This window comes from Kocuria sp., from assembly GCF_030536815.1.
In the GTDB taxonomy this organism is placed as follows: Bacteria; Actinomycetota; Actinomycetes; order Actinomycetales; family Micrococcaceae; genus Kocuria; species Kocuria gwangalliensis.
In genome coordinates, this window is the sequence record NZ_JAUNPE010000009.1 from 20,042 (window position 1) to 41,875 (window position 21,834).

20 protein-coding genes are annotated in these 21,834 nt (G+C 62.6%); 15 read left to right on the forward strand and 5 right to left on the reverse strand.

Going from position 1 to position 21,834, the window contains the following annotated elements; all coding sequences use genetic code 11:
- Window positions 1–9 precede the first annotated feature (9 nt).
- On the reverse strand, window positions 10–1,662 hold the full coding sequence (gene murJ, locus Q4E95_RS02195; RefSeq protein ID WP_303381738.1) for a murein biosynthesis integral membrane protein MurJ: 1,653 nt from the start codon (window positions 1,660–1,662) through the stop codon (window positions 10–12).
- A 64-nt stretch (window positions 1,663–1,726) separates the two neighbouring features.
- Window positions 1,727–2,227 (reverse strand): NUDIX hydrolase, encoded by a 501-nt coding sequence (locus tag Q4E95_RS02200; RefSeq protein WP_303381739.1) that lies wholly within the window; start codon window positions 2,225–2,227, stop codon window positions 1,727–1,729.
- Between the two features lie 93 nt (window positions 2,228–2,320).
- Here Q4E95_RS02200 and Q4E95_RS02205 point away from each other — a divergent pair, with 93 nt between their 5' ends.
- The 9 genes from Q4E95_RS02205 to Q4E95_RS02245 all read left to right on the forward strand — a co-directional run bounded on the left by Q4E95_RS02205 (window position 2,321) and on the right by Q4E95_RS02245 (window position 9,373).
- Window positions 2,321–3,745 (forward strand): CCA tRNA nucleotidyltransferase, encoded by a 1,425-nt coding sequence (locus Q4E95_RS02205; protein WP_303381740.1) that lies wholly within the window; start codon window positions 2,321–2,323, stop codon window positions 3,743–3,745.
- 197 nt (window positions 3,746–3,942) lie between these two features.
- Window positions 3,943–5,205 (forward strand): glycosyltransferase 87 family protein, encoded by a 1,263-nt coding sequence (locus Q4E95_RS02210; RefSeq protein WP_303381741.1) that lies wholly within the window; start codon window positions 3,943–3,945, stop codon window positions 5,203–5,205.
- Between the two features lie 62 nt (window positions 5,206–5,267).
- Window positions 5,268–6,401, forward strand: coding sequence for a hypothetical protein (locus Q4E95_RS02215; protein ID WP_303381742.1), 1,134 nt, complete (start codon window positions 5,268–5,270; stop codon window positions 6,399–6,401).
- Between the two features lie 28 nt (window positions 6,402–6,429).
- Complete coding sequence (locus tag Q4E95_RS02220) at window positions 6,430–6,873, forward strand: TM2 domain-containing protein (RefSeq protein ID WP_303381743.1); 444 nt, start codon at window positions 6,430–6,432, stop codon at window positions 6,871–6,873.
- A gap of 127 nt (window positions 6,874–7,000) precedes the next feature.
- Window positions 7,001–7,306, forward strand: coding sequence for a 30S ribosomal protein S6 (gene rpsF / locus Q4E95_RS02225; protein ID WP_095797186.1), 306 nt, complete (start codon window positions 7,001–7,003; stop codon window positions 7,304–7,306).
- 124 nt (window positions 7,307–7,430) lie between these two features.
- Window positions 7,431–8,117 (forward strand): single-stranded DNA-binding protein, encoded by a 687-nt coding sequence (locus tag Q4E95_RS02230; protein ID WP_303381744.1) that lies wholly within the window; start codon window positions 7,431–7,433, stop codon window positions 8,115–8,117.
- A gap of 65 nt (window positions 8,118–8,182) precedes the next feature.
- On the forward strand, window positions 8,183–8,419 hold the full coding sequence (gene rpsR / locus Q4E95_RS02235) for a 30S ribosomal protein S18 (RefSeq protein WP_016998183.1): 237 nt from the start codon (window positions 8,183–8,185) through the stop codon (window positions 8,417–8,419).
- 20 nt (window positions 8,420–8,439) lie between these two features.
- The gene (gene rplI / locus Q4E95_RS02240) at window positions 8,440–8,889 is read left to right on the forward strand and encodes a 50S ribosomal protein L9 (RefSeq protein ID WP_303381745.1); all 450 of its coding nucleotides are present in this window, start codon (window positions 8,440–8,442) and stop codon (window positions 8,887–8,889) included.
- A 172-nt stretch (window positions 8,890–9,061) separates the two neighbouring features.
- Window positions 9,062–9,373, forward strand: a complete 312-nt coding sequence (locus tag Q4E95_RS02245) for a hypothetical protein (protein WP_303381746.1) — start codon at window positions 9,062–9,064, stop codon at window positions 9,371–9,373.
- A gap of 96 nt (window positions 9,374–9,469) precedes the next feature.
- Here the strand turns inward: Q4E95_RS02245 and Q4E95_RS02250 are convergent, their stop codons facing one another.
- Entirely contained in the window at window positions 9,470–10,516 is a 1,047-nt protein-coding gene (locus Q4E95_RS02250) for a hemolysin family protein (protein WP_303381747.1), read from the reverse strand.
- Complete coding sequence (locus tag Q4E95_RS02255; RefSeq protein WP_303381748.1) at window positions 10,513–11,949, reverse strand: hemolysin family protein; 1,437 nt, start codon at window positions 11,947–11,949, stop codon at window positions 10,513–10,515. The genes Q4E95_RS02250 and Q4E95_RS02255 overlap by 4 nt, the downstream gene beginning before the upstream one ends.
- 253 nt (window positions 11,950–12,202) lie before the next feature.
- On the opposite strand from Q4E95_RS02255, the gene dnaB reads away from it, so the two are divergent.
- From dnaB to Q4E95_RS02285, 5 genes are all read left to right on the forward strand, one after another.
- Complete coding sequence (dnaB, locus tag Q4E95_RS02260) at window positions 12,203–14,575, forward strand: replicative DNA helicase (RefSeq protein WP_303381749.1); 2,373 nt, start codon at window positions 12,203–12,205, stop codon at window positions 14,573–14,575.
- 819 nt (window positions 14,576–15,394) lie between these two features.
- On the forward strand, window positions 15,395–15,616 hold the full coding sequence (locus Q4E95_RS02265) for a hypothetical protein (RefSeq protein WP_303381750.1): 222 nt from the start codon (window positions 15,395–15,397) through the stop codon (window positions 15,614–15,616).
- A gap of 944 nt (window positions 15,617–16,560) precedes the next feature.
- Window positions 16,561–17,703 (forward strand): Fic family protein, encoded by a 1,143-nt coding sequence (locus Q4E95_RS02275; protein WP_303381751.1) that lies wholly within the window; start codon window positions 16,561–16,563, stop codon window positions 17,701–17,703.
- A 132-nt stretch (window positions 17,704–17,835) separates the two neighbouring features.
- On the forward strand, window positions 17,836–18,636 hold the full coding sequence (locus tag Q4E95_RS02280; protein WP_303381752.1) for an AraC family transcriptional regulator: 801 nt from the start codon (window positions 17,836–17,838) through the stop codon (window positions 18,634–18,636).
- Between the two features lie 4 nt (window positions 18,637–18,640).
- The gene (locus Q4E95_RS02285; protein WP_303381753.1) at window positions 18,641–19,051 is read left to right on the forward strand and encodes a VOC family protein; all 411 of its coding nucleotides are present in this window, start codon (window positions 18,641–18,643) and stop codon (window positions 19,049–19,051) included.
- 91 nt (window positions 19,052–19,142) lie between these two features.
- On the opposite strand, the gene Q4E95_RS02290 is transcribed toward Q4E95_RS02285, so the two are convergent.
- Entirely contained in the window at window positions 19,143–20,003 is an 861-nt protein-coding gene (locus tag Q4E95_RS02290; protein WP_303381754.1) for a peptidoglycan bridge formation glycyltransferase FemA/FemB family protein, read from the reverse strand.
- 310 nt (window positions 20,004–20,313) lie between these two features.
- Between Q4E95_RS02290 and Q4E95_RS02295 the strand changes: the two genes are divergently transcribed.
- Window positions 20,314–21,663 carry a threonine/serine exporter ThrE family protein gene (locus Q4E95_RS02295; protein WP_303381755.1) on the forward strand — a complete coding sequence of 450 codons (1,350 nt, stop codon included), beginning with the start codon at window positions 20,314–20,316 and terminating at the stop codon, window positions 21,661–21,663.
- Window positions 21,664–21,834 lie beyond the last annotated feature (171 nt).

Genomic DNA, 21,834 nt, shown 5'->3' on the forward strand with positions numbered 1-21,834 from the left:
TTGCGCAGTCTACCGGCCCACCCGGGCCTTCAACGGGCCGATCAGGGAACCGAACTCCTCGACCCGGAAGAGCCTCATGGCCAGCAAATACACCAGCCCCATGGCCACGCCGCCCACCATGACGGAGATCAACGCGGTGATCTGGTTCTGCCACGGGAATCCGGCGGTGTCGTAGCCGCCCATGAGCCACAGCGCGACGACACCGCCCGCGCCCGCTACCAGCGAGGCCGCCAGGATCCGCACGTGGGCACCCAGGATGCGAGCGACGTCGTAATCGCCGATGCGGCGCCTGAGTGCGAGGTGATAAAGCAGCGTGGCCAGGATGTTCTGGGCGGCGTAGCAACCGGCCACGGCAAAGACCATGTGCTCGGGCGGCAGGACACGGGCAATGCCGATCGCGGATATGACCGTGAAGATCGAGACGATCAGCTGGACCACGAACGGTGTGCGGGCGTCCTCCTGCGCGTAGAAGGCGCGGCCGAGCATGAACGCGGTGGACATGAACGGTGCGCCGATCGCGATGACGGTGATGACTTGGCCGATCACTGCGCCGGCCGGGGCGATGCCACCGGAGAACATCATGCCCAGCGGGCCCGCGTACACGATGAGCGCGACCATGCAGAAGACCGTGGCCACGCTCGTGATGCGCATGCTGGAGGACAGCGAGGAGACCAGGCTGTCTCGGTCCTTGGCGTCCGCGGCGGCGGCCATGCGGTTGAACAGGACCGTGGCGATGGACAGCCCGATCACACCGTGGGGCAGCGAGTAGAGCAAAGAGGCCTGGTTGAGGGCGGTGACACCGGCGATCTGCTCCGAGACCCCGCCGGACGGGTCTACGTCACGGGCGCCGGTGGGGATCGCGGCGGTACGGGTCAGGGCAAGGAACGCGAGGTTGGCGATGACGCCGGTGGCCAGCGTCCACCCGCCCAGCTTGGCGGCGGTGGACAAGCCGATGCCGCGCCAGCCGAACTTGGGGCGCAGCCCCAGGCCCAGGCGCTTGAGCGGCCAGAAGAGAATGAGCGCCTGGGCGATCACGCCCACCGTGGACATGCCCACGAGCCAGAAGGTTTGAGCCGCGGTCCAGTTCTCCAGGGTGTGGGGAGTGCGCGCGAACGGACCGAACTGGTAAATGAACACCAACAGGCCGGCAATCGCAATGATGTTGTTGAGTACCGGCGCCCACATGTACGCACCGAAGGCACCCTTGGCGTTGAGCACCTGGCCCACCACGGTGTACAGGCCGTAGAAGAAGATCTGGGGGAACGTGAGCAGGGCAAAGGTGATGGCCATGCTCAGCTGGCCCTCGGACCAGCCCGGACCCATGATCCGGATGATCGGGATCGCACACGCGAGCACCACGGCCGTGACCCCGAGCAGCGCGAGCACGGCCAGGGTGATCAGTCGGGAAATGTAGTCCGCGCCCGCATCCGGGTTCTTGGAGGCCTTAATGATCTGCGGAACCAGCACGGCATTGAACACACCGCCGGCGATCAGGACATAAATCAGGTTGGGCAGGTTATTGGCGAGTTCGAACACGTCCGCCATGGTGGTCAGCGAGCCGATGGCCACCGTGATCAGCAATGCCTTGGCAAAACCGAGAACCCGGGAGACCAAGGTTCCGGACGCCATGATGGCGCTGGAACGCGCACCGGATCTCTGCATGAAACAGGCCTTCCTGCACGGGGAATGCAACGGCAGTCACCGCGGAGCCGATCCGCGGGCGCGATTACAACTGATGAATGATGTACTCCCGAGCGATGTCAGCAATGCGCCGCTCGTTGGGGAAGGACAGTTTGCGGTCAAGATCGTCGATACCGGACCAGGCGACGTCAACGGCCTCGTGATCGGGATCGTTCTCCGTGGTCAGGAAACCGCCGGTGGCTTCCAACAGGAAATGGTGAACGGTCTTGTGAACTCGGTGGCCGGACACCGTGAACCAGTAGTCGATACTGCCCAGGGGAGAGAGGACGCGGCCCATGATGCCGGTTTCTTCCTCGATCTCACGGACAGCAGCTTCTTGGTTGGTTTCATCGCCTTCGGGGTGGCCCTTGGGGAGGCACCATTCCAGGCGGCCACCGCGATTAATGCGAGCAATAATGGCCACCGGATGAGTGGGGTCCTGAAGGTTCACCACAATGCCGCCGGCCGAGACTTCTTCCACCGTGGGCAGCGCGGAGACCGGTTGGTTCGGTCGCCTCTTGGGCGCGCTAGGGACGGGAAAAGCCATGACTCCTACCTTAGCCATATTCCCCGAACACTCCCTGACCCGGGAATTGGTGGGCCGGGCACGGGTGGAAGAAATGAGATAATTACGGCCATCATGACGCAGCTGTTCGATACCTCCTCTCTCCACCCCGTCTCTTTCGAACTGGGGCGGCTCTTTGCCGACGCCGGATACGAGTTGTCCCTGGTGGGCGGGCCCGTGCGGGACCTCTTCCTGGACCGGGACGCCCTGGACCTGGATTTCACCACCAACGCCACCCCGGATCAGACCCTCGCGGTCATCAAGAAGTGGGCGGACGCGCACTGGGAGATCGGTCGGGACTTCGGGACCATCGGGATGCGCAAGGCCGGTCTGCAGCTCGAGGTCACCACGTATCGCGCAGAGGCCTACGATCCCGAATCACGCAAACCCGTGGTTGCCTTCGGGGAAGACCTCACCGAGGATTTACGACGCCGCGACTTCACCGTCAACGCCATGGCCCTGCGGTTACCGGACCTGGACCTGGTGGATCCCTTCGGCGGTATCAAGGACCTGCACGCCGGTGTGCTGCGCACTCCGGGAACCCCTGAGGATTCCTTCACGGACGACCCCCTGCGCATGATGCGTGCGGCGCGCTTCAGTTCACAGCTGGGGTTGGAGGTGGTCGAGCCCGTCCGGGAGGCGATGACGGCCATGGCGCGGCGCATTGAGATCGTTTCCGCCGAACGCGTGCGCGAAGAACTGGTCAAGCTCGTGTGCGGTGCATATCCCCGCCGAGGCATAGAACTCATGACGGACACCGGTCTTGCGGAGATCGTGCTTCCCGAGGTGCCCGCACTCAAGTTGGAGACCGATGAAGCGCACCACCACAAGGACGTCTACCAGCATTCCCTGACGGTGATGGAGCAGGCGGCGGAGAAAGAGACCGGTGTGGACGGCCCGGTCCCGGCTCCGGACTTCGCCTTGCGTTTCGCCGCGCTCATGCATGACGTGGGTAAGCCGGCCACCCGTCGCTTCGAGCCGAGCGGCGCCGTGAGCTTCCGACATCACGAGGTGGTCGGTGCCAAGCTGACCCGCAAACGGATGAAGGCGCTGCGTTTCGACAACGACACCATTAAAAAGGTCACCCGCCTGGTCGAACTACATATGCGCTTCTACGGATATGGGGATGCGGGGTGGACGGACTCCGCGGTGCGCCGCTACGTACGCGATGCCGGTGACCAGTTGGAACGATTGCATCGCCTCACGCGCTCGGACGTGACAACCCGCAACAAACGCAAGTCTGCGCGCTTGGCCACCGCCTACGACGACCTCGAACGGCGCATCGCCGAATTGCGCGAACAAGAACAGCTCGAGGCCGTGCGTCCCGAACTGGACGGTCAACAAATCATGGAAACCCTGGGGATCGGTCCCGGCCCCGAGGTGGGCAGGGCCTACAAGTTCTTGCTCGAGATGCGTTTGGACCAAGGTGCAGTGGGTGAAGATGCCGCGCGCGAACGGCTCATCGAGTGGGCCCAATCCAAGGGCATCGGCACGGTCTGACGGCACGGGCCACCGAATGGGACCACCGGCGAGTCTGGTGGCGTGAAGTGCGTGGGCCCGCACCGGGGCCGGGTCCGCGTGCGCGACGTGCGCGAGCGGCGTCGTAAATTGTGGGGGTGGGTCGCGCCACGAGCGGCGAACGGGGCGGGGCCGTGGAAGACTAATGCCGTCCCTGTGTCCACCGGAGGAGTACGCGCATGAGCATGGAAGGCGCCAAGAAGCGCGGCGGCGGCGGAAATTCCGGCCTGCTGCTGCTCGGTCTGGGCCTCTACACGGTCATGATGGCGTACCTGCTGCGTGTGCCGTGCCGGGTGCCCAACTGGAACCTCGCGGAGGACGTCCCCGAACTGTGCGCCACCGTGATCGGCACCGGCGATATGGGTGTGCGCTCCACGGACGTGGCCGGCGGCTTCTTCACCGGCGGACCGACCGGGGATCAGCCGGTCCTGGTGGGCATGATCACCACCATTATCGGCTGGTTCGCCTCCAACCTCTCCTCCCTGCTGGGTATCGACGTGGACCAGGGCATCTACCTGGACCTCTCCCTCGTTCTGCTGGCCCTGGTGTGGTTGGCCATCGTGGCCGTGGTGTCCTCGCTGAGTGGTTCACGCTCATCGGATGCGCTGGTCATGGCCCTGTCACCCGTGGTGGTGCTCGTGGGTTTCCAGACCTGGGACCTGTGGGCCGTGCTTTTCATGATGCTCGCCCTGCTGGGCTACGTGCGCGGGAACCCGGCGCTCGCGGGATTCATGGTGGGCTTTGGCGCGTCCGTGGCGTTCTTCCCCGTGGTGGTCCTGCTGGCCATCCTGATCATGGCCGCACGCCACCGGTTCATCAAGGACTTCATCAGCGCGCTCCTGTGCGCCGCCATCGCGTGGATTCTGATCAACGGCACGTACATGCTCACGGCGTGGGATCAATGGCGGGCACAGTTCGACAACATCGTGGACTCCAATACGGAACAGTCCTCGTTCTGGAACGTGTGGAACAACAACATTGAACCGCGCACCGGCCTGGCCCTGGACGGCGGCAGCGTGGGTCAGTACGTGCTCCTGACCATGGTGCTGGGCTTGGTGTTCGTGCTGCTGATCTCGTTGCTGAGCCGCCGTGAACCGTCCGTGGTGCAGGTGATGTTCCTGCTGCTGGCCCTGTGGGTGCTGCTGGCCAAGGACTACTCGCTCAACTACGTGCTGTGGCTGGTGCCCCTGGTGATCCTGTGCCGCCGCAACTGGATCGAATTCGGTCTTTGGCAAGCGGTCGAAGTGCTCTACTGGGCCACCGTGGTGCTCCCCGCTGCCGCCTGGCCCACCCTGCCGTGGGTCGAACAATTCGGGTGGGCGCCCCAGGACATTCTGGCGGTCATCCGCTACCTGTTCCTGATTTACTTTGTGGTGGCCGTGGTGATCGACATGTTTCGCGGCCGCAAGGCGCTGGCGCTCGGGGCGTCCGCTCTCACATGATGCAACCCCGGTCACCAGGTCATGAGCCAACCCCAGCCACCCATGCCTCTCGGAAAGGGATCATGGAGAACCGCAAGCCTTCGATGGCCCACTGGCAACCGCCCTCGTTGCGATCACTTCTCAAGCCCTTGTTGTTGATCTTGGCGGGAGTGGTCGTGGTGGTTCTGTTGTGGAGCACCGTGATCAACTTCTTCCTGGTCGCACGCGAACCCGAGTCCGCTGTTGACAACTACCTCGCGCAATTGGAGCGGGGCAGTGCACGGCAGGTTTTGGCCCCGCTGAGCATCACCAGCAGTGATCCCATGGTGCAGATCCTGCCCAACTCCGTGTACCGCAATTCGCACGACCGCCCGGTGGCTCATGAGATCGTGTCCGTCTCCGAGCACGGAACCCAGGCCGATGTCGAGGTGGACGTGCGCACGGGTGACGACCAGACCCACCGCCTGACGTACACGGTGGACAAGCTGACCACTTCCGGTTTCCTCAACGACACGTGGCGGCTCAAGGACCTGGACAACCAAACGGTCGAGGTGAAGCTGCCCGCGGCGGTGGACACCCTGTCCGTGAACGGCCAGTCCGTACGGCCCGCCGCCGGCGCGTTGCGCGCTATAGATGACGGCCCCGCCCGTGCGTGGCGGTTCGCGGGCCTCCCCGGTAGTTACGACGTGGGTTTCCCTAAGGACTCCTACCTGGTGGCTAGTACGAATGCCACAGGGAGCATAGACATTCGAGATCCCCGGTCCGTGTCCATGGAACTCACGTTCGGGCCCTCCCCGCGAATGTGGGAGACGGTTGACCGTGAAATCGGCGCGGTGATCAGCGATTGTGAAGGTGGGCTTCGCCTGGACCTCGAAAAGTGCCCGGCGCCCAGCGCATGGGCGGAGGGAGCGGCGTCGGAGTCGGAAAACGCGCAACCCGACGCCCTGCCGGACGGGGTGAGCAATGTGGAATGGGAACTGGAGGTCCGGCCGGCACTGGTTCTGCAACCCGATGACGCGGATCCGCTCCAGTTCCATGCTCAGCGCTACCGCCCGGCCGTGGCCAAGGTGACGTATCGCGAAGACGGACGCGCCAAGACCGAGCGCGTGGAATTCGGTCTGGACGTCACCACTCGCTCCACCGGGAACGACATCACCACGGACGTGCGATTGCGCCGAGCGCTGACCGATACCGAACGGGCATTCGACGCCTCGTAAACTGGAACCAGTCGAAGAGGGAGTCATCGTGGCCCAAGAGCCGGAATACTACACACCTCAGCCGCTGCCCCCACGCGACGGCACTCGAGCCGGTGGATATCAGCGGGGCAATCACCAGGACGGCGGATTCCGCCCCGGCGGTTTCCAGCACAACCCCGGGCAGTCCTCCTGGGGTCAACCCCGCCAGGGTCCGGCCGTGATCAACGTGGTGGGCGGCAAGTCCGCCCTGTTGTCCTATGTGCTGTGGTTCTTCCTGGGCTGGCTGGGTGTGCACAAGTTCTACCTGCAGCAGCCCTTCCAGGGAATCGTCTACATTCTGCTGTGGGCCATTGGTTGGTTCACCACCCCGATCATCATCGGCTGGTTCATCCTGGGCTTCTGGGGGCTGCTCATGATCATTGATCTGTTCCTCATCCCACTGCGGGTCGCGCAGCTCAACGTGCGGCTGGCCCGCCGTGTCAATGGCTACTGAGCCGCAGTTGTAGTAAACTCGGCAAGTCTGTGTGCCGTTCGATACGCGATCGGTACCGACAAACGCACAGAACCTCCTGCTGCGGAAGGACCGCAGCCGTTTAGCCCGAAGGAGGTGGGTTCTTTACATGCGTGAATACGAATTGATGGTGATCCTCAACCCCGAGGTCGAGGAGCGCGCCGTTGAGCCGACCCTCAAGAAGTTCCTCGAGGTAGTCACCAAGGAGAACGGCACCGTCGACAACGTCGATATCTGGGGCCGTCGTCGCTTGGCCTACGAGATCCAGAAGAAGGCCGAAGGCATCTACGCCGTTGTGAACTTCACCGCTGAGCCGCACACCGCTCAGGAACTGGACCGTGTCCTGGGCCTGAACGAGGCCGTGATGCGCACCAAGATCATCCGCCCTGAAGAACAGAAGATCGAAGCCAAGTGAGTTGACTGTGCGGTCCACCAGGGCTGCACAGGGCGTCTCACCCACGCCCCTTACGGGATAACCGTGAGATGCTTCAAAACCCACAACGTCTCGCATCCAGCGTCCACAGATACCGGAGGTTCACATGGCTGGCGATACCGTCATTACAGTGATCGGCAATCTGACCGCCGACCCCGAACTGCGCTTCACTCCGTCCGGAGCCGCGGTGGCCAATTTCACGATTGCATCCACCCCGCGGGCCTTCGATCGGCAGTCCAATGAGTGGAAGGATCAGGAAACCCTGTTCCTGCGCTGCTCGGTGTGGCGTGAAGCAGCGGAGAACGTGGCAGAGTCCCTGAGCAAGGGCACTCGCGTGATCGTTCAAGGTCGGCTCAAAGCACGCTCGTACGAGACCAAGGAAGGGGAGCGACGCACCAGCCAGGAGCTGGAAGTCGACGAGATCGGCCCTTCCATGCGGTACGCAACCGCCAAGATCAACCGCAACTCGCGCGGTGGTGGCCAGGGAGGCAACTCCTACGGCGGCAACCAGAGCTTCGGTAACACCGGCGGTGGTGGTGGCGGCGGCGGATTCGGTGGAGACTCCGGATTCAGCGGCGGCCAGCAGGGTGGCGGCTTTGGTGGAAACCAGGGCGGCAACTTCGCCGGCTCCGGCGGCGGCAACCAGCAAAGTGGTTTCAGCGGGGGTAACCCCGGTGCCAACCGCGGCGGTGGCGCGCAGCAGCGTCCGCAACAGGGCAACGATCCTTGGGGTCAGTCCTCCGGTGGTAATTACGACTGGGGTGCCGATTCCGAAGATGAGCCCCCCTTCTAAACACACTTATTCACCCCATCCCGCAGGCCCGCCTGCGGGCTCCGCATCCGAAAAGGAGCACCACGATGGCCAAGGCTGAAATTCGCAAGCCGAAACCAAAGCAGAACCCGCTCAAGGCGGCAGGCGTCACCGAGATCGATTACAAAGACGTCGCTCTGCTTCGCAAGTTCATCTCCGACCGCGGCAAGATCCGTGCACGCCGCGTGACCGGCGTGTCCGTTCAGGAGCAGCGCAAGATCGCTTTGGCGATCAAGAACGCTCGTGAAGTTGCTTTGCTGCCCTACTCCGGCGCCGGCCGCTGATCTGAGAGGACTGAGAATCTATGGCAAAGATCATTCTGACCCACGAAGTTTCCGGGCTGGGTTCAGCCGGTGACGTGGTTGACGTGAAGAACGGCTACGCCCGTAACTTCCTCTTCCCGCGCGGTTTTGCAACCCCCTGGAGCCGTGGCGCTGAAAAGCAGATCGAATCCATCAAGAACGCACGTGCCGCTCGTGACCTGGCATCCCTGGAGGATGCACAGGCCCTGGCTGCCAAGCTGACCTCCACCACCTTGACCGTTCCGGTCAAGTCCGGTGCCGAGGGCCGCTTGTTCGGCACGGTGCGCGCTGAAGACGTTGCCAAGGCCGTCCAGGCCTCGGGTCTGGGCTCCATCGACAAGCGTCGTGTCGAGCTCACCCAGCGCATCAAGACCACCGGCGTGTACCAGGCCGTGGTTCGACTGCACGAAGAGGTCAACGCGAACGTCGAGTTCGAGGTTGTCCCCGCCTGATTTCATCCCCTGGGCATCCCGCGCGATGCCCCCGGAATGTGATTGAGAAGAATCCCGCAGGTCACCGACCTGCGGGATTCTTCTTTGTGTTTCCACGGTTTGGCCGGCACCGATGACTTTCCCAAGTTTCGCGGCCGGAAGCCCCGGGGGGTTACATGTGATGATTTTCGGTATGGAAATCAAGGCACGCAGGGGACTCAGCGGGTCTCAGCTTTATTGGGTCGGACTGGGCTGCCTCGGCCTGGCCGTTGCAGCCTTTGCCGGGAGCTTTACCCTGGGCACCTCTCTGGACCCCCGAGGGGCCGTATTGGTGCTGGTGATCGGGTTGGTCGTCAGCGTCATAGCGTCCATTATTGCGGCGATACTGGGCATTGCCGGGCTGGTTGCCTTTCCCCCGCTCAGGGGGAGGTTCATTGTCCTGTTGGTACTTTCGCTGCTGTTATCACCGTTGCTGTGGCTCGGGCTGATCGCCGCCGTGCTCTAGTTATCCACAGGGCCGTCCACAACCCGTGCACAAGTTGCGCGGCGTGTTCCACACGCTGTCCACAGGTTTTCCACAACCCGTGGACAGCGCATCTCGTCAAGCCTCGCGAATCATGCGGCTGTCGTCGCGGATCTGACCCACGAGTTCCTCGAGCATGTCCTCCAGCGTGACGATGCCGTCCACGCGACCGTCCGCTGAAATCACGGCGCCCAGATGGGCACCCGAGTTCTGCATGATGGTCAGCGCCTGTCGCAGCGGCATATCCGCGTCAATGCGCGGCAGTGCGCGCACCTGGGTGGCCTCGATGGGAAGGTCGCGAGCGGCGTCGTCCTCTTCGATCAGGTCCTTGATGTGGACGTAACCGGCCAGCGAGCCGTCACGGGCGAGCATCGGGAAGCGCGAGTAGCTGTCCGCGGCAATGATCTCCGCCTGGGCCGTGGTGACGCCCGAGGGCAGGCACGTCACCTTGCTCATGGGGATCAGGATGCCGTTGACGCTGCGTTCCTCGAAGGTCAGGGCGCCCAGGAGTAGGCGCTCGTCGTTGGCTTCGAGCAACCCGCCGTGGCGTGATTCGGCGACCAGGGCGGCAACCTCGTCGCGGGTGAAGACCGAGGTGACCTCGTCCTTGGGCTGCACGCGCATCAGGCGCAGAATGCCGTTGGAGATCCCGTTCATGAGCCACAGCAGCGGCCGCAGCACGGTGACCACGCCCATCAGGAGGGGGCCCAGCACCAGGGCGCTGCGCTCGGGGGTGGCCAGCGCGATGTTTTTCGGGACCATCTCGCCGACCACCACGTGCAGGTAGGTCACCAAGGCCAGCGCGATCGCGAATGCAATCGGGTGCTGCAGGGCCTCCGGCACGCCGATCGCGGCGAACGGAACTTCGAGCAGGTGCGCAATGGCCGGTTCACTGATCGCGCCGAGAGCCAGGGTGCAAATGGTGATGCCCAGCTGCGCGCCCGCCATCATGAGCGAGACGTTTTCCATGGCCCTGAGGGTGACCTTGGCGGCCCACTTACCCTCGAGCGCCCTGGGTTCGATCACGGTGCGGCGCGCGGAGATCAGGGCGAATTCCGCGCCCACGAAGAATGCGTTGCCCGCAAGCAGCAACACGGTGAGCAGCACTCCGGCGAAGTCGTTCATCGGTTTTCCTCCTGCTCGACGACGCCGCTGGGGGCCTCGGGGTGGTCCGTGGCCTTCGCGTTGTGCTCCTGGTTTTCGTGCTCGGTCTCATCCTCGGACGGCAGCTCGTGCACGCGAGCGGTCAGCTCGGTGATGCGGTGTTCGTCCAGGTCGGTCACCTCGAACGTGATGAGTTGGGGATCCTCGCCGGGGTCAGGATCGGATTCGACCGTGACGGTGTCTCCCACCTCGGCCAGGCGGCCCAGGTTCAAGGTGATGAGCCCGGCCAGGGTTTCGTAGTCCTCGTGTTCGGGGACCGTGACGCCCAGGTGCTCACTGGCCTCGTCCGGGCGCAGGGCCGCGGAGAAGGTCCACACGTCATCGTGTTGTTCGGCGTGGGGCTCGTCCTGGGGGTCGTGCTCGTCGCGCACCTCACCCACGAGTTCCTCCACGAGGTCCTCCAGGGTGACCAGCCCGGCGATGTCGCCGAACTCGTCCACGAGCAGGGTCATCTGCAGGGCACCGGTGCGCAGCACGTCCATGAGGTCGTCGAGTTCCACGGTGTCCGGGACAAAGCGGGCCTCGCCCATGATGTCCTCGACGGTCACGGACTCACGCTGGGCGTAGGGCACGGCCAGGGCCCGGCGTACGTGCACCTGGCCCAGAACGTGTTCCTTGTCGTCGTGCAGCACCGGGAAGCGGGAGAAACCGGTGGCCTTGGACTCTCGCAGCAGATCCCGCACGGTGTTGTTCGGGGAGAGGGTGACCATTTGACCGCGCGGGGTCATCACGTCATGTGCGCGGCGGTCACCGAACGCGAACGAGCGCTCAACCAGCTCCGCGGTCTGGGAGGCCAGTGCGCCCTGATTGGCGGAATGGCGGACCAGCCCGGCGAGTTCCTCGGGGGAGCGCGTTGAGGCCAGTTCCTCTTGTGGTTCCACGCCCAACGCGCGCACGATCTTGTTGGCGTTGTTGTTGAACAGGCGGATGGGCCAGCCCAGCACCTTGGTGAAGCCGCGCTGAAATCCGACCACTGCCTTCGCGGTGGCCAGGGGCTTGGCAATGGCAAGGTTCTTGGGTACCAGTTCGCCGAAGATCATGGTCAGGCCGGTGGCCAGCACCAGCGCAAGCGTGATGGAGGTGGAGCGGGCAGCGACGGGTGACAGGCCGGCGTCGGTGAGCGGCCCCACGATGAGGGCGGCAATGGCGGGTTCCGCGAGGAAGCCGATGCCCAGGTTGGTGACGGTGATGCCCAGCTGGGCTCCGGAGAGCTGGGTGGACAGGGTCTTCATGCCCTTCAACACACCCTGGGAGCGGCGGTCCCCGGTCTTGGCGGCGGCCTCTACGTCATTTCGATTGACGGTGATGAGGGAGAACTCGGCGGCAACAAAGGCGCCGCACGCTGCGACCAGCACGAGTCCGACGATGATGGAGACGACTTCCACTAGCTCCACCACCCCTGGCTACAACTCAGAAAACCGGGTCTTTCACAGGGGGCGTCGCTAGGGGCGCTCATGATCTCCGTATCTAGGTGAGGGCGGCGCGCCAAGCGCCGCGAGGTATGAAACGGGATCAATCTACAGGCGAAACCCGGGAGTTTCCAGGGGGTGAGCGGCGTCGTGGTCCCCCTTAGCGAACGCGTGTTATCCGTGTCGTGGCACAGTGCGACAATGGAGCGCAGTCTTTGAGGAATGGAAGTGAGTGAGGGTGTCGGAATACACGTCCGGATCGCGCGAGGAGTACGGGCGCTCGCTGCCGCATGACAACGTGGCGGAGCAGTCGGTGCTGGGCGGCATGCTGCTCTCCAAGGACGCCATTGCGGACGTGGTGGAAGTGCTGCGCGGAGTGGATTTCTACAAGCCGGCGCACGAATCCGTTTACGACGCCGTGATCTCCCTGTACGGGCGCGGCGAACCCGCCGATGCAATCACCGTGGGCGACGAGCTCACCAAGCGCGGTGAGATCGAACGCATCGGTGGCGTGGCGTACCTGCACTCGCTGATCGCGTCCGTACCGACCGCGGCCAATGCGGGTTTCTACGCGGAGATCGTGCGCGAGCGTGCGGTGCTGCGGCGGTTGGTGGAGGCCGGTACCAAGATCGCGCAGCTGGGGTACTCGCAGGACGGCGAGGTCGATGACATCGTCAACGAGGCTCAGGGCGAGATCTACCAGGTGGCGGAGCGGCGCACGTCCGAGGACTACGTGGTGCTCAGTGACGTCATGGAGGCCGCGGTCGACGAGATCGAGGCCGCCGGTAACCGCGAGGGCATGCAGGGTGTGCCCACCGGGTTCATTGAACTGGACGAGCTGACCCACGGGTTCCAGGGCGGACAAATGATCGTGATCGCGGCGCGCCCGGCCATGGGTAAGTCCACGTTCGCGCTGGACATCGCACGCTCCGCGTCCATCAAGCACAACATGACCTCCGTGATCTTCTCGCTCGAAATGAGCCGTAATGAGATCGCCATGCGTCTGTTGGCCGCGGAGGGCACCCTGCAGATGCAGGACCTGCGCGCCGGCACACTGCAGGACGAGCAGTGGGCCAAGATCGCGCAGATCATGGGCAAAATGGATTCGGCGCCGCTGTTCATCGACGATTCGCCCAACATGTCGCTCATGGAGATTCGCGCCAAGTGCCGGCGCCTGAAGCAAAAGCATGATTTGAAGCTCGTGGTCCTCGACTACCTGCAGCTCATGAGTTCCGGCAAGAAGGTCGAATCCCGTCAGCAGGAGGTCTCCGAGTTCTCCCGTGCGCTCAAGCTGCTGGCCAAGGAGCTCGAAGTTCCGGTCATCGCGCTGTCCCAGCTGAACCGTGGCTCCGAGCAGCGCACGGACAAGAAGCCGCAGGTGAGTGACCTGCGCGAATCGGGTTGCCTGACCGGCGACACCCGGATTCTGCGCGCGGACACGGGCGCGGAGACGACCATGCGTGAGCTGTACGAGTCGGGCGAGAAGGACGTGCCCGTGTGGGCGCTCGCGGACGACCTGCGTTACGTGCAGCGACCGATGACGCACGTGTTCTCCACCGGTGTGAAGCCCGTCTTCCGGTTGCGTCTGGCGTCCGGGCGCGAGGTGCGGGCGACGGCGAACCACAAGTTCTTCACGTACGCGGGCTGGCGGGCTCTGGGCGACCTGGGTGTGGGGGATCGGTTGGGTATCCCGCGGCATGTGGGGGCGCCCGTTTCTTCTGTATCCATGAGTGACGCTGAAGTGACCGCCTTGGGCGCGCAGTTGGCCGGGCTCTCGTCCGTGCCAGCTTCAATATTCGGACTTCCCAAGGACCAGGTGCGGTTGCTGCTCAGCTCGGCATGGTCCCGTTCCGGATCGGTTTCCTCGGCAACTTCCGGTGAGTGCGGTGAGATTTCTCTGACGACGACGTCGCGTGACGCCGCCGATGCCGTGGCCCGCCTGCTGTTGCGGTTCGGAATCGTGGGGACTGTTTCTTCAGGTGCAGGTACTGCTGCTTCTGTCGTGTCGATTGACGAGTTCGAGGATCAGCTGATGTTCCTGGAGCAGATTCCTATGGCTGGTGAATCTGCGGTGGCCGCGACCCAGCTGCGTTCTGCTTTGCGGGCTGTGAAGGGAAAAAAGGCTGCTTCCGACCCCGACGGAATGTACAACGCGTGGGACGAGGTCCGGAGTCTTTTGGAAAACCGCGTATCGGCGTCCTCTGTGGCTGGTGGCGGCGCGGCGACGATCACCCGACCGCCCCAATCTCGGCTGGAAGAAGTCATTTCCGCGCTCGATACCCACGACCTGGACATGATGGCGATGAACGATCTGTATTGGGATCGCATTGTGTCCATGGAGGATGACGGCGTGGAGGAAGTCTTTGATGCCACCGTGGTTGGCGCCCACAACTTTGTGGCCAACGGCGTGACCGTCCACAACTCGATCGAGCAGGACGCGGACATGGTCATCCTGCTGCACCGTGAGGACGTCTACGACAAGGAGTCACCGCGTGCCGGTGAGGCCGATGTGATCGTGGCGAAGCACCGCAACGGCCCCACCAAGACGATCGTGGTGGCGTTCCAGGGTCATTACTCGCGGTTCGCGAACATGGCGCTGGAGGGGTTCTAAGATCCGGGGACATCAAGCCTTAATCCACTGACGAGGGCCTGATTGCGATACGTAATTATTGTCGAAATGCTCATTTGGCCGGGAAGAATAAGACTTGTTCAGGGTTCCGTCGTGAGCTCGCAAAGGTTTTCAACAAGTCACCGCGAACCAGCTATGTAGGGCTGTCCGTGGGAATCACGGCTCTCCTGATGATAGGAGGTCCCGCGGTCGCCTCGCCATCAGCTTCTAGCGTTGCGCCCGCTATGGGGGTGTCTTCGAAGGCGGCCTTTGCATCGAATAAGTCAGTAGGCGAGAAGTTTAATGCCCAGGTGTCCGAGTCTGGCAAATATATGCAGACCTCCCCTGACGGATCGGTCTACTTCGACCTGGCAGCCGCCCGAGCTGCCGGTGCAAGTCCAGAAATCATTGATATTGGGCAGACAATTAATCAGCTAGCGTCCGCTCATAACGCTACTGGAAATGGAACGACGGCTGCCCGGCTGAGCGTTCCTGTCTGGGGGAATTGGTGCGGGCCTGGTTACGGTGGAGGACCTGCTCTCGATGTGCTGGATTCGATCTGCAGGAAGCACGACCGGTGCTACGGCTCACGGGGTTACTTTGCTTGTTCCTGCGATCGAGCTATCGTCACGGACATCCGGCAGAACGCCCACCGCATGAATTCCCGGGAACGCGCAACGGCGGCCGCTGTGAGCACCTACTTCACCTACTGTTTGTGCAATCCGCTCAAGTAGAAATCGGAGTGTGGCTGTTATGGCTGCTACTGACCCGTCCAGAGGCATTCGGGGGGCTGAGCGCCGGCCGACTGCTACGTGGATATTAATGCTTTTGGCCTTGGTGTTTGTTCTGCTGATGCCGGATTGGACTGGATCCGGCAGCAATCGACCCGTTTGGCTCTTCCTGATCCCCATCTTCCTCGGGCTGATCGGGGCGGCCTTCGCCGTGTACACTCGCCACTTCTGGTGGGCCTTCGCCTCCGTGCTTTGGGGCCTCGTGCTCATCCAGGGGCTAGTAGTGCTCGTCACACTTATCAGCGGGCCGTGAATTCATGGTCGCACCAAGCCATCAGTGCCCGTCCTTGGTCATCGGCCACCGGTCATCGTGGCGGAGCACCGTAACGGCCCCACCAAGACCATCGTGGTGGCGTTCCAAGGTCACTACTCGCGGTTCGCGAACATGGCGTTGGAGGGGGTCTAGGCGCGAGGGCCGGCCGAGCGGCGTCGTCCGCTGGAGAACGGTATTAGAGGGGCATGTACTCCCGAAAATTGGTGTACCCGTTAACTGGTTACGTGACGAGAGAAGGTAGACGATCTCTTAATCACGACTCTCGTGACAACAGCCCTGACCGCGTTGGGTCCCTCTGTGGTGGGACGCGAAGCAGGTGTCGGAGGGTTCCGCCTTTGCGCTGGCCACCAGTCTCGTCTCGAACAATGGAGCGTTCTTCGTGGGTGACAAGCTTGGGCGGGCGCTGCCCGAGTCCGACTTCCACGTGAGTGATGGCGCGAATCGAATCGGGAGGGTGTTGGATGTGGATGTTTTCCGCCGGTTCCTCGACCTCATTCTGTGGAACCGAGTCGTGCGGTGCATGAGGCCTCATCTCACAGAACGCCGTCCGCCGAAAGAACTTTACGCCTCCGTTCGATCTTCAGGAATGGCGCATGCGTGGGGCGCAGCGGTCCATCTGGTCGTTGCGTTAGTCGCTGCTCCGATCTCATAGTTCGCCGTGCTGTGGATTCTGGGGCTGCGAGGGCTGCTGCACGTCTACCCGGTCTTGCTACAGCTGCGCATCCATTGGCGCCTGCAGCGATTGATGAATTTCGGGCAACCTTGATAACCGTGCTCGTTGAGTCATGGTCTGATGAGGTCAACTCTTGCAGCGGTGTTCGTTCAAATTTTTCACGTGGCATCTGCTCTCAGAACCCTTGTATTTAATGGGGTGCGACGTAGATGTGTTCAAATTCCGATCTGGCTATTGGTAAAATTCTGGCATGCAGCCCATCGTGTTCCCCCACATCCCGTTCGATGGTTCTTTGGCGTCGGCGCTCTTCGATCTTGAGCGTGTCCGAGTTGATTTTCGTACTGAACGGTTGGCGGATCCACTAACTCTTGAGCTCCGGCGACTGTTCCAGGGGCTGACCAGCATCATGTCAGCTCGGATCGAAGGTAACCGAACCACGGTGGCAGATGTGATCGCAGAAACACGTCGGGCGCAGAGCACGGGAGAAGATGCACAGGACGCCGTCCGAGAGATTCTCCAACTTGAGGAAGCTACAAGATATATAGACCGTCTGGTCGAGGAAGAGACTCTACGAATCTCGCATAAACTGGTCCGGGATTTGCACCAGTTGTCCGTGAACGGTCTGGAACGCGAGGGGGATCCTCATCCGGGTAGTTACAGGACGACCCCGGTTGCCATATCTGGGGCACGCCATATCCCCCCGGAACCAGCGGCGATTCAAGCGGACATGGATCAGTTGATCGATTTCGCGAATCAGGATGTCCTGTCTCAACAGCAGCTGATTCAAGTGGCATTGGTCCATCATCGATTTGTTTGGATCCACCCATTTGCCAATGGCAATGGCCGGGTCTCCAGACTCTTGACATACGCGATGCTCACCAATCGGGGATACACGTCCCCCAGCGACGCTCGACCGTTGAACCCCACCGCCGTCTTTGGCGCGGATCGACAGGCGTACTACGACAATCTGGCCGTGGCGGACAGCTTGTCGGAGGACGGCACTCTCGCGTGGTGCCACTACATGATCAGAGGGCTTCGAGACGATCTCTTTTCAGTAACCCAGTTGTCGGATCGGTTGTTCATTGCAGATGAAGTATTCGCTCCGGCGCTGAACGCTGCAGTGGCCGGGGGTGATGTGAAAGAAAGTGATGCCAATGTTCTTTACGAGGTGGCCAGGCGTGGGAAGTGCAAGCCGGGTGACCTTCGCGATGTCCTACCCGGATCCCCGTCATCTCGCAGCCACAAACTGAAGAAGCTCTTGGACGCTAACCTTCTGCTGAAAGTGCGGAATCCAGCTGGATACGGGATCGGTCTGTGGCAAAACCAGCTGACTATTCACGTGGTGCGTCGGTTGGACGAGTTGGGAATGTTGCCGTCAGTTCTGAAGGACTGACACGGTGTCTGCACTCCGCAGCGTGAAGTGAGATAAGTGCAGAATCCGGGCTCAAAATCGACACTTTCATCCCCTCAGACTGCGTCCGTGCGAACCTGCGCCCCAGATGTCACCCCGTGCTAACTTGGCGGCATGACTGGGGCGATCCAGCAGCCGCATCCGGTCTTGCGGGACTACCTCGCCGGGCCGATGGTCGGCTATGACATCACCCTCAGCGAAGATCAGGTGCACCTCGGCGTCCCCAACGCGACGGCCACGCTGATCATCGCCCTTGATGAGCCACTCGATGTCGGCTGGTTCGGCGAGCGTGATTCGCAAAAGCTGTGGGCCTCGGCCTCCGGGCTGCACCTGTCTCCCGCCCTGATTCGCACCCACGGATTACAGCGCGGAATCCAACTTCAACTGACACCGTTGGGCTGCCGTGCACTCTTCGGAGCACCCTTGGCCGAGTTGGCCGGACAGAGCGTGGACCTGGTTGAGTTGCCGCGCGGGCTGACGGAGAGTGAATACGCTCGGATTGCCGAACAAGCCGAGTGGCCCCAGCGGTTTGCGGTCCTAGAATTTTTACTCCTGGACCGCCTGGAAGAGTTCCTGATGCCCGCCGACATCCGCCGCGCGTGGCGATTGCTGTGCCGCGGATGCGGGGTGGCCCAGACCGCCGCCGACGTCGGGTGGTCACGTCGGTATCTCAACATCAGGGTTCGCAGCGAGGTCGGCATCTCGCCCAAGCAACTCAGTCGCCTCGCCCGTTTCTCCCGAGCTCGAACGATGGTCCGCCAGGGTGCCAGGCTCGCCGACGCCGCTTACGCCGCAGGTTTCGCCGATCAGTCCCATCTGTCGAGAGAATGGCACACGCTCGCGGGGCAGTCGCCGACGAGCGAGCAAGAGTTCCCATTTCTTCAAGACCTGCAGTACCCCGGCCCGGCAGGATGAGGTCATGACACACAACATGAAACCACAGCTGTTCCATTCACTGACCTTCACCGACGCCGCTCGCGGCGCGGAGTTCTTACGGGCCCTGGGGTTCGAAGAGGTGGTCTTGTATGCCGATGACAACGATCCGAGCGTCGTCGAGCATGCCCAATATCGATGGCGCGACAACGGCGGCGTGATGTTCGGGTCCGTGCGCAAAGACAACCCGCACGCGCATGCCGAGATGGTCGGGCAGGCCAAGTGCTACTTGGTGGTGGACACAGACACCGAAGTGGACGAAGTATTCCGAAGGGCGCTCGCAGCCGACGGCACAAGCATTGCGGAGCCCACGGATCAGGACTACGGAGGGCGTTCGGCAACCATCGCGGACCCCGAAGGTAACCAATGGAGCGTGGGGTCTTATCCGGGTGAGTGATGTCTTGAGGGGCAGCATGGGAAGGTGCGCGGCTCGAGGGCTGACTGGGTGCCGATGATCGGGTGACGCCCCGACCCCAGCCACACAATGCTCACCGGATTCTCTGCACCGCCCGCAGTGCGTGGTACGCGGCGGGTCGAATGGGCAGGTCCCAGGCCCCCAGGTGCTCCAGAACATGACCGCCGAACGATGCTTTGAACTTGGTGAACCCTGCCCACGGGTGCCCGGGGTCGTCGTTGGGTGCGATCCCGAACAGATCGGCCGCCTCAAGTTTGCGTTCTCGACCGTCCAGAACGGCCGCGACCGTGAGCGACTGTTGCGCCCGCAACTTTCGGTACGCGGGATCGGATGCACCGTGGAGGAACATTCGCACACCGCCGTCATCGATCACCAGGTTCGCGCTGAGCACCTGGTCACCCTGACGGGCGAGAAAGAGGGTGCCGGCGCCGGTAGGAAGTGTGGTCTCGGCCAGGGTCCTAAGATGCGTGGAGTCACGAGACCGGAAGTCCTGACGCTGTGCGGTCGAGGCCAGCAGGCTGATCAAATGATGGATGTCCCCCGGGTCGTGGCTGGCCTCAATCGTCAGGCCACGTTTTGCCGTACTGCGGTGGAGGGTGCGGTTGGTGCCGGTCATGGCTCTCAGCAGTTCCGGCTCGTCCACCGTCAGGTCCAGACACCGGGTCCGGAGTGGCTGCAGGGCGCGAGCCGCTCGTCGGAAGCCTCGGCTTTGCAGGACTGTTCGACGCCGGAAGATTTCCTTGTCGGTCGCCTGCCGAAACCAACCCGACGGGCTGGGTGGTTCCACGCGCAAGAACCACGATCGGGTGTCTCGAGCCTGGGTGAATAGCCAGCGCAGGGCGGCGTCGAAGGATTCGTTGTCTCGGGCCACCGGGCCGTAGGGGCAGTACAGATAGCGGCCAACGGGCCGCTCCTCCACGATGGCCTGCGCCATCCATCCCTCTCCATGGCCGGAAAGCACACGGCGACCTTCGGCCTCCTGGACCCGGCGCCACGTGGTCCCTTGAAGCGGAGCGAGAATCACTGTACGGGGCTTTCGGTGGTTACTGAGCAGCACCGGGCGAGAAGGAGAGCGTTCTGGCGGGGGGCATTCAGCAGGTCGTCAAAAAATCTTATTATCTGCATTTGCACAGAGTACAGCCGCCCGGTGCGAGTCGACAGTGGCACCCGGGTCTGATCAGGTGTGTTGCTCCGCCGCTATCGTCATTGGCGGCAGCCCGCGTGGTGACGTTAGTGTGACCGTCATGCTTTCCACTGAACAGGCGGCTTACAAGCTGGCCTTTCTGATCGCGGACGCTTTGATCCGGAGTGGTTCGGGATCGGCCAGCACCACCAAGTCCCTCCTGTCGATCTTCCAGAAGACCGAGATGCCCAACGTCACCGTGAGTGTCAGCTTGGGCCAGGTCACCATCAGTCACCAGGAAGAGCCCGACGACGCGCCCAGCACCCGCATCCTCGAATCCGAACCGGGCACGCTGGACATTGGCCTGCGTACCGAGACCGGTGAGGTACTTGAAGCCTTTGTGATGAATCAGCTCTCCATCGATGAGGCCATCCGGAAGATGGAAGAGGTCACAGCCACATCGCGTGTCATCGGGCATCGTCTGACTGCCACGGGCTTCGCAATGTTCGGTGTCGGATTCGCTCTCATTCTGGGTGGCGGACTGGTCACGACCCTGAGCTCCGCCTTGGTTGCCGCTGCCGTATATGCGGTCTACGCACTGGTCGTGCGCACCCAGGCACCCGCGATTTTCAGTCTCGCAGCGGGTGGCTTCACCGCGGTTATGGGCGCATGCGTCTCCGGCCTCTTCTTTTCGACGTCGCAGCCCGCGGTCTGCATCGTCGCGTCCCTGGCTGCCTGGTTGGCAGGTATCGCCGCCTACAGCGCGGTGCACGACGTCATCACCGGATGGTACATCTCAGCCTCCGGCCGCATCTTGGACGTGGTCACCAGTACCGCCGGCCTGGTCGCCGGTGTGACCCTGGGTATCCATTTGATGCAGCCGATCTTTGGTGAGGACATGAACTTCATCGAACACCTGGAGATGGACGACACCCGCTGGGGGCTGTCAGTGCTCGGTGCCGTTCTGGTGTCGGCCGGCTTTGCGCTCGCCTCCGGAGGACGTGGTTGGAAACTCGGAGCACTTGGCGTGTTCGGCGGGTTGGTGATGCTCTTCATGCTTTCCCTGACCACCGCCGGTATCAGTTCCTTCGGGGCCATCTTGATCGCATCCATTGCGGCCGGGGCCGTGTGCGTGGTCCTCACGCGCGCGCTCAACATGGCGTCCAACGCCTCCCTGATGGTCGTACTCCTGCCGCTGTTCCCCGGGATGCTGGTGTACCAGGGCGTGCTGGGCACGATCTTCGGCATGGACGGCGCCGGCGAGTCATTGTTGGACGCCACCATCACGGCGTTCTGCTTGTCCATGGGGGCCATCCTGGGTCAGTACCTCGCCTCCGAGGCGCTGTGGGCCAGCCGCCGCAAACAATTCACCCACAAATACCCGGATCGTGCTTTCCGCAAGGAGATGGCCGACGAGGAGAATTTCAGCGACATCATGGTCCCGATCTTCTCCAAGCCGTTCACGCAGTGACCGGTTGAGTCGGGGTTCTGCAGCACAGAAGTCTCATGTGCAGAAAATGCCGTTTCGCCGCGGGATCCGTGCACTTGCCTCCCACCAGATTGCGGTGCTGCGTTTTCCTCCCCTAAGACCGCGGGCAATCCCGGTTTTTTCTATGAACTCGCATATTCTGTGTGGTAGTTC

Bases quoted from the DNA above. Each gene is read 5' to 3' on its own strand.
- murJ (WP_303381738.1), bottom strand. From the start codon at position 1,662: ATGCAGAGATCCGGTGCGCGTTCCAGCGCCATCATGGCGTCCGGAACC.
- Q4E95_RS02200 (WP_303381739.1), bottom strand. From the start codon at position 2,227: ATGGCTTTTCCCGTCCCTAGCGCGCCCAAGAGGCGACCGAACCAACCG.
- Q4E95_RS02205 (WP_303381740.1), top strand. From the start codon at position 2,321: ATGACGCAGCTGTTCGATACCTCCTCTCTCCACCCCGTCTCTTTCGAA.
- Q4E95_RS02210 (WP_303381741.1), top strand. From the start codon at position 3,943: ATGAGCATGGAAGGCGCCAAGAAGCGCGGCGGCGGCGGAAATTCCGGC.
- Q4E95_RS02215 (WP_303381742.1), top strand. From the start codon at position 5,268: ATGGAGAACCGCAAGCCTTCGATGGCCCACTGGCAACCGCCCTCGTTG.
- rpsF (WP_095797186.1), top strand. From the start codon at position 7,001: ATGCGTGAATACGAATTGATGGTGATCCTCAACCCCGAGGTCGAGGAG.
- Q4E95_RS02230 (WP_303381744.1), top strand. From the start codon at position 7,431: ATGGCTGGCGATACCGTCATTACAGTGATCGGCAATCTGACCGCCGAC.
- rpsR (WP_016998183.1), top strand. From the start codon at position 8,183: ATGGCCAAGGCTGAAATTCGCAAGCCGAAACCAAAGCAGAACCCGCTC.
- rplI (WP_303381745.1), top strand. From the start codon at position 8,440: ATGGCAAAGATCATTCTGACCCACGAAGTTTCCGGGCTGGGTTCAGCC.
- Q4E95_RS02245 (WP_303381746.1), top strand. From the start codon at position 9,062: ATGGAAATCAAGGCACGCAGGGGACTCAGCGGGTCTCAGCTTTATTGG.
- Q4E95_RS02250 (WP_303381747.1), bottom strand. From the start codon at position 10,516: ATGAACGACTTCGCCGGAGTGCTGCTCACCGTGTTGCTGCTTGCGGGC.
- Q4E95_RS02265 (WP_303381750.1), top strand. From the start codon at position 15,395: ATGCTTTTGGCCTTGGTGTTTGTTCTGCTGATGCCGGATTGGACTGGA.
- Q4E95_RS02275 (WP_303381751.1), top strand. From the start codon at position 16,561: ATGCAGCCCATCGTGTTCCCCCACATCCCGTTCGATGGTTCTTTGGCG.
- Q4E95_RS02280 (WP_303381752.1), top strand. From the start codon at position 17,836: ATGACTGGGGCGATCCAGCAGCCGCATCCGGTCTTGCGGGACTACCTC.
- Q4E95_RS02285 (WP_303381753.1), top strand. From the start codon at position 18,641: ATGACACACAACATGAAACCACAGCTGTTCCATTCACTGACCTTCACC.
- Q4E95_RS02290 (WP_303381754.1), bottom strand. From the start codon at position 20,003: ATGGCGCAGGCCATCGTGGAGGAGCGGCCCGTTGGCCGCTATCTGTAC.
- Q4E95_RS02295 (WP_303381755.1), top strand. From the start codon at position 20,314: ATGCTTTCCACTGAACAGGCGGCTTACAAGCTGGCCTTTCTGATCGCG.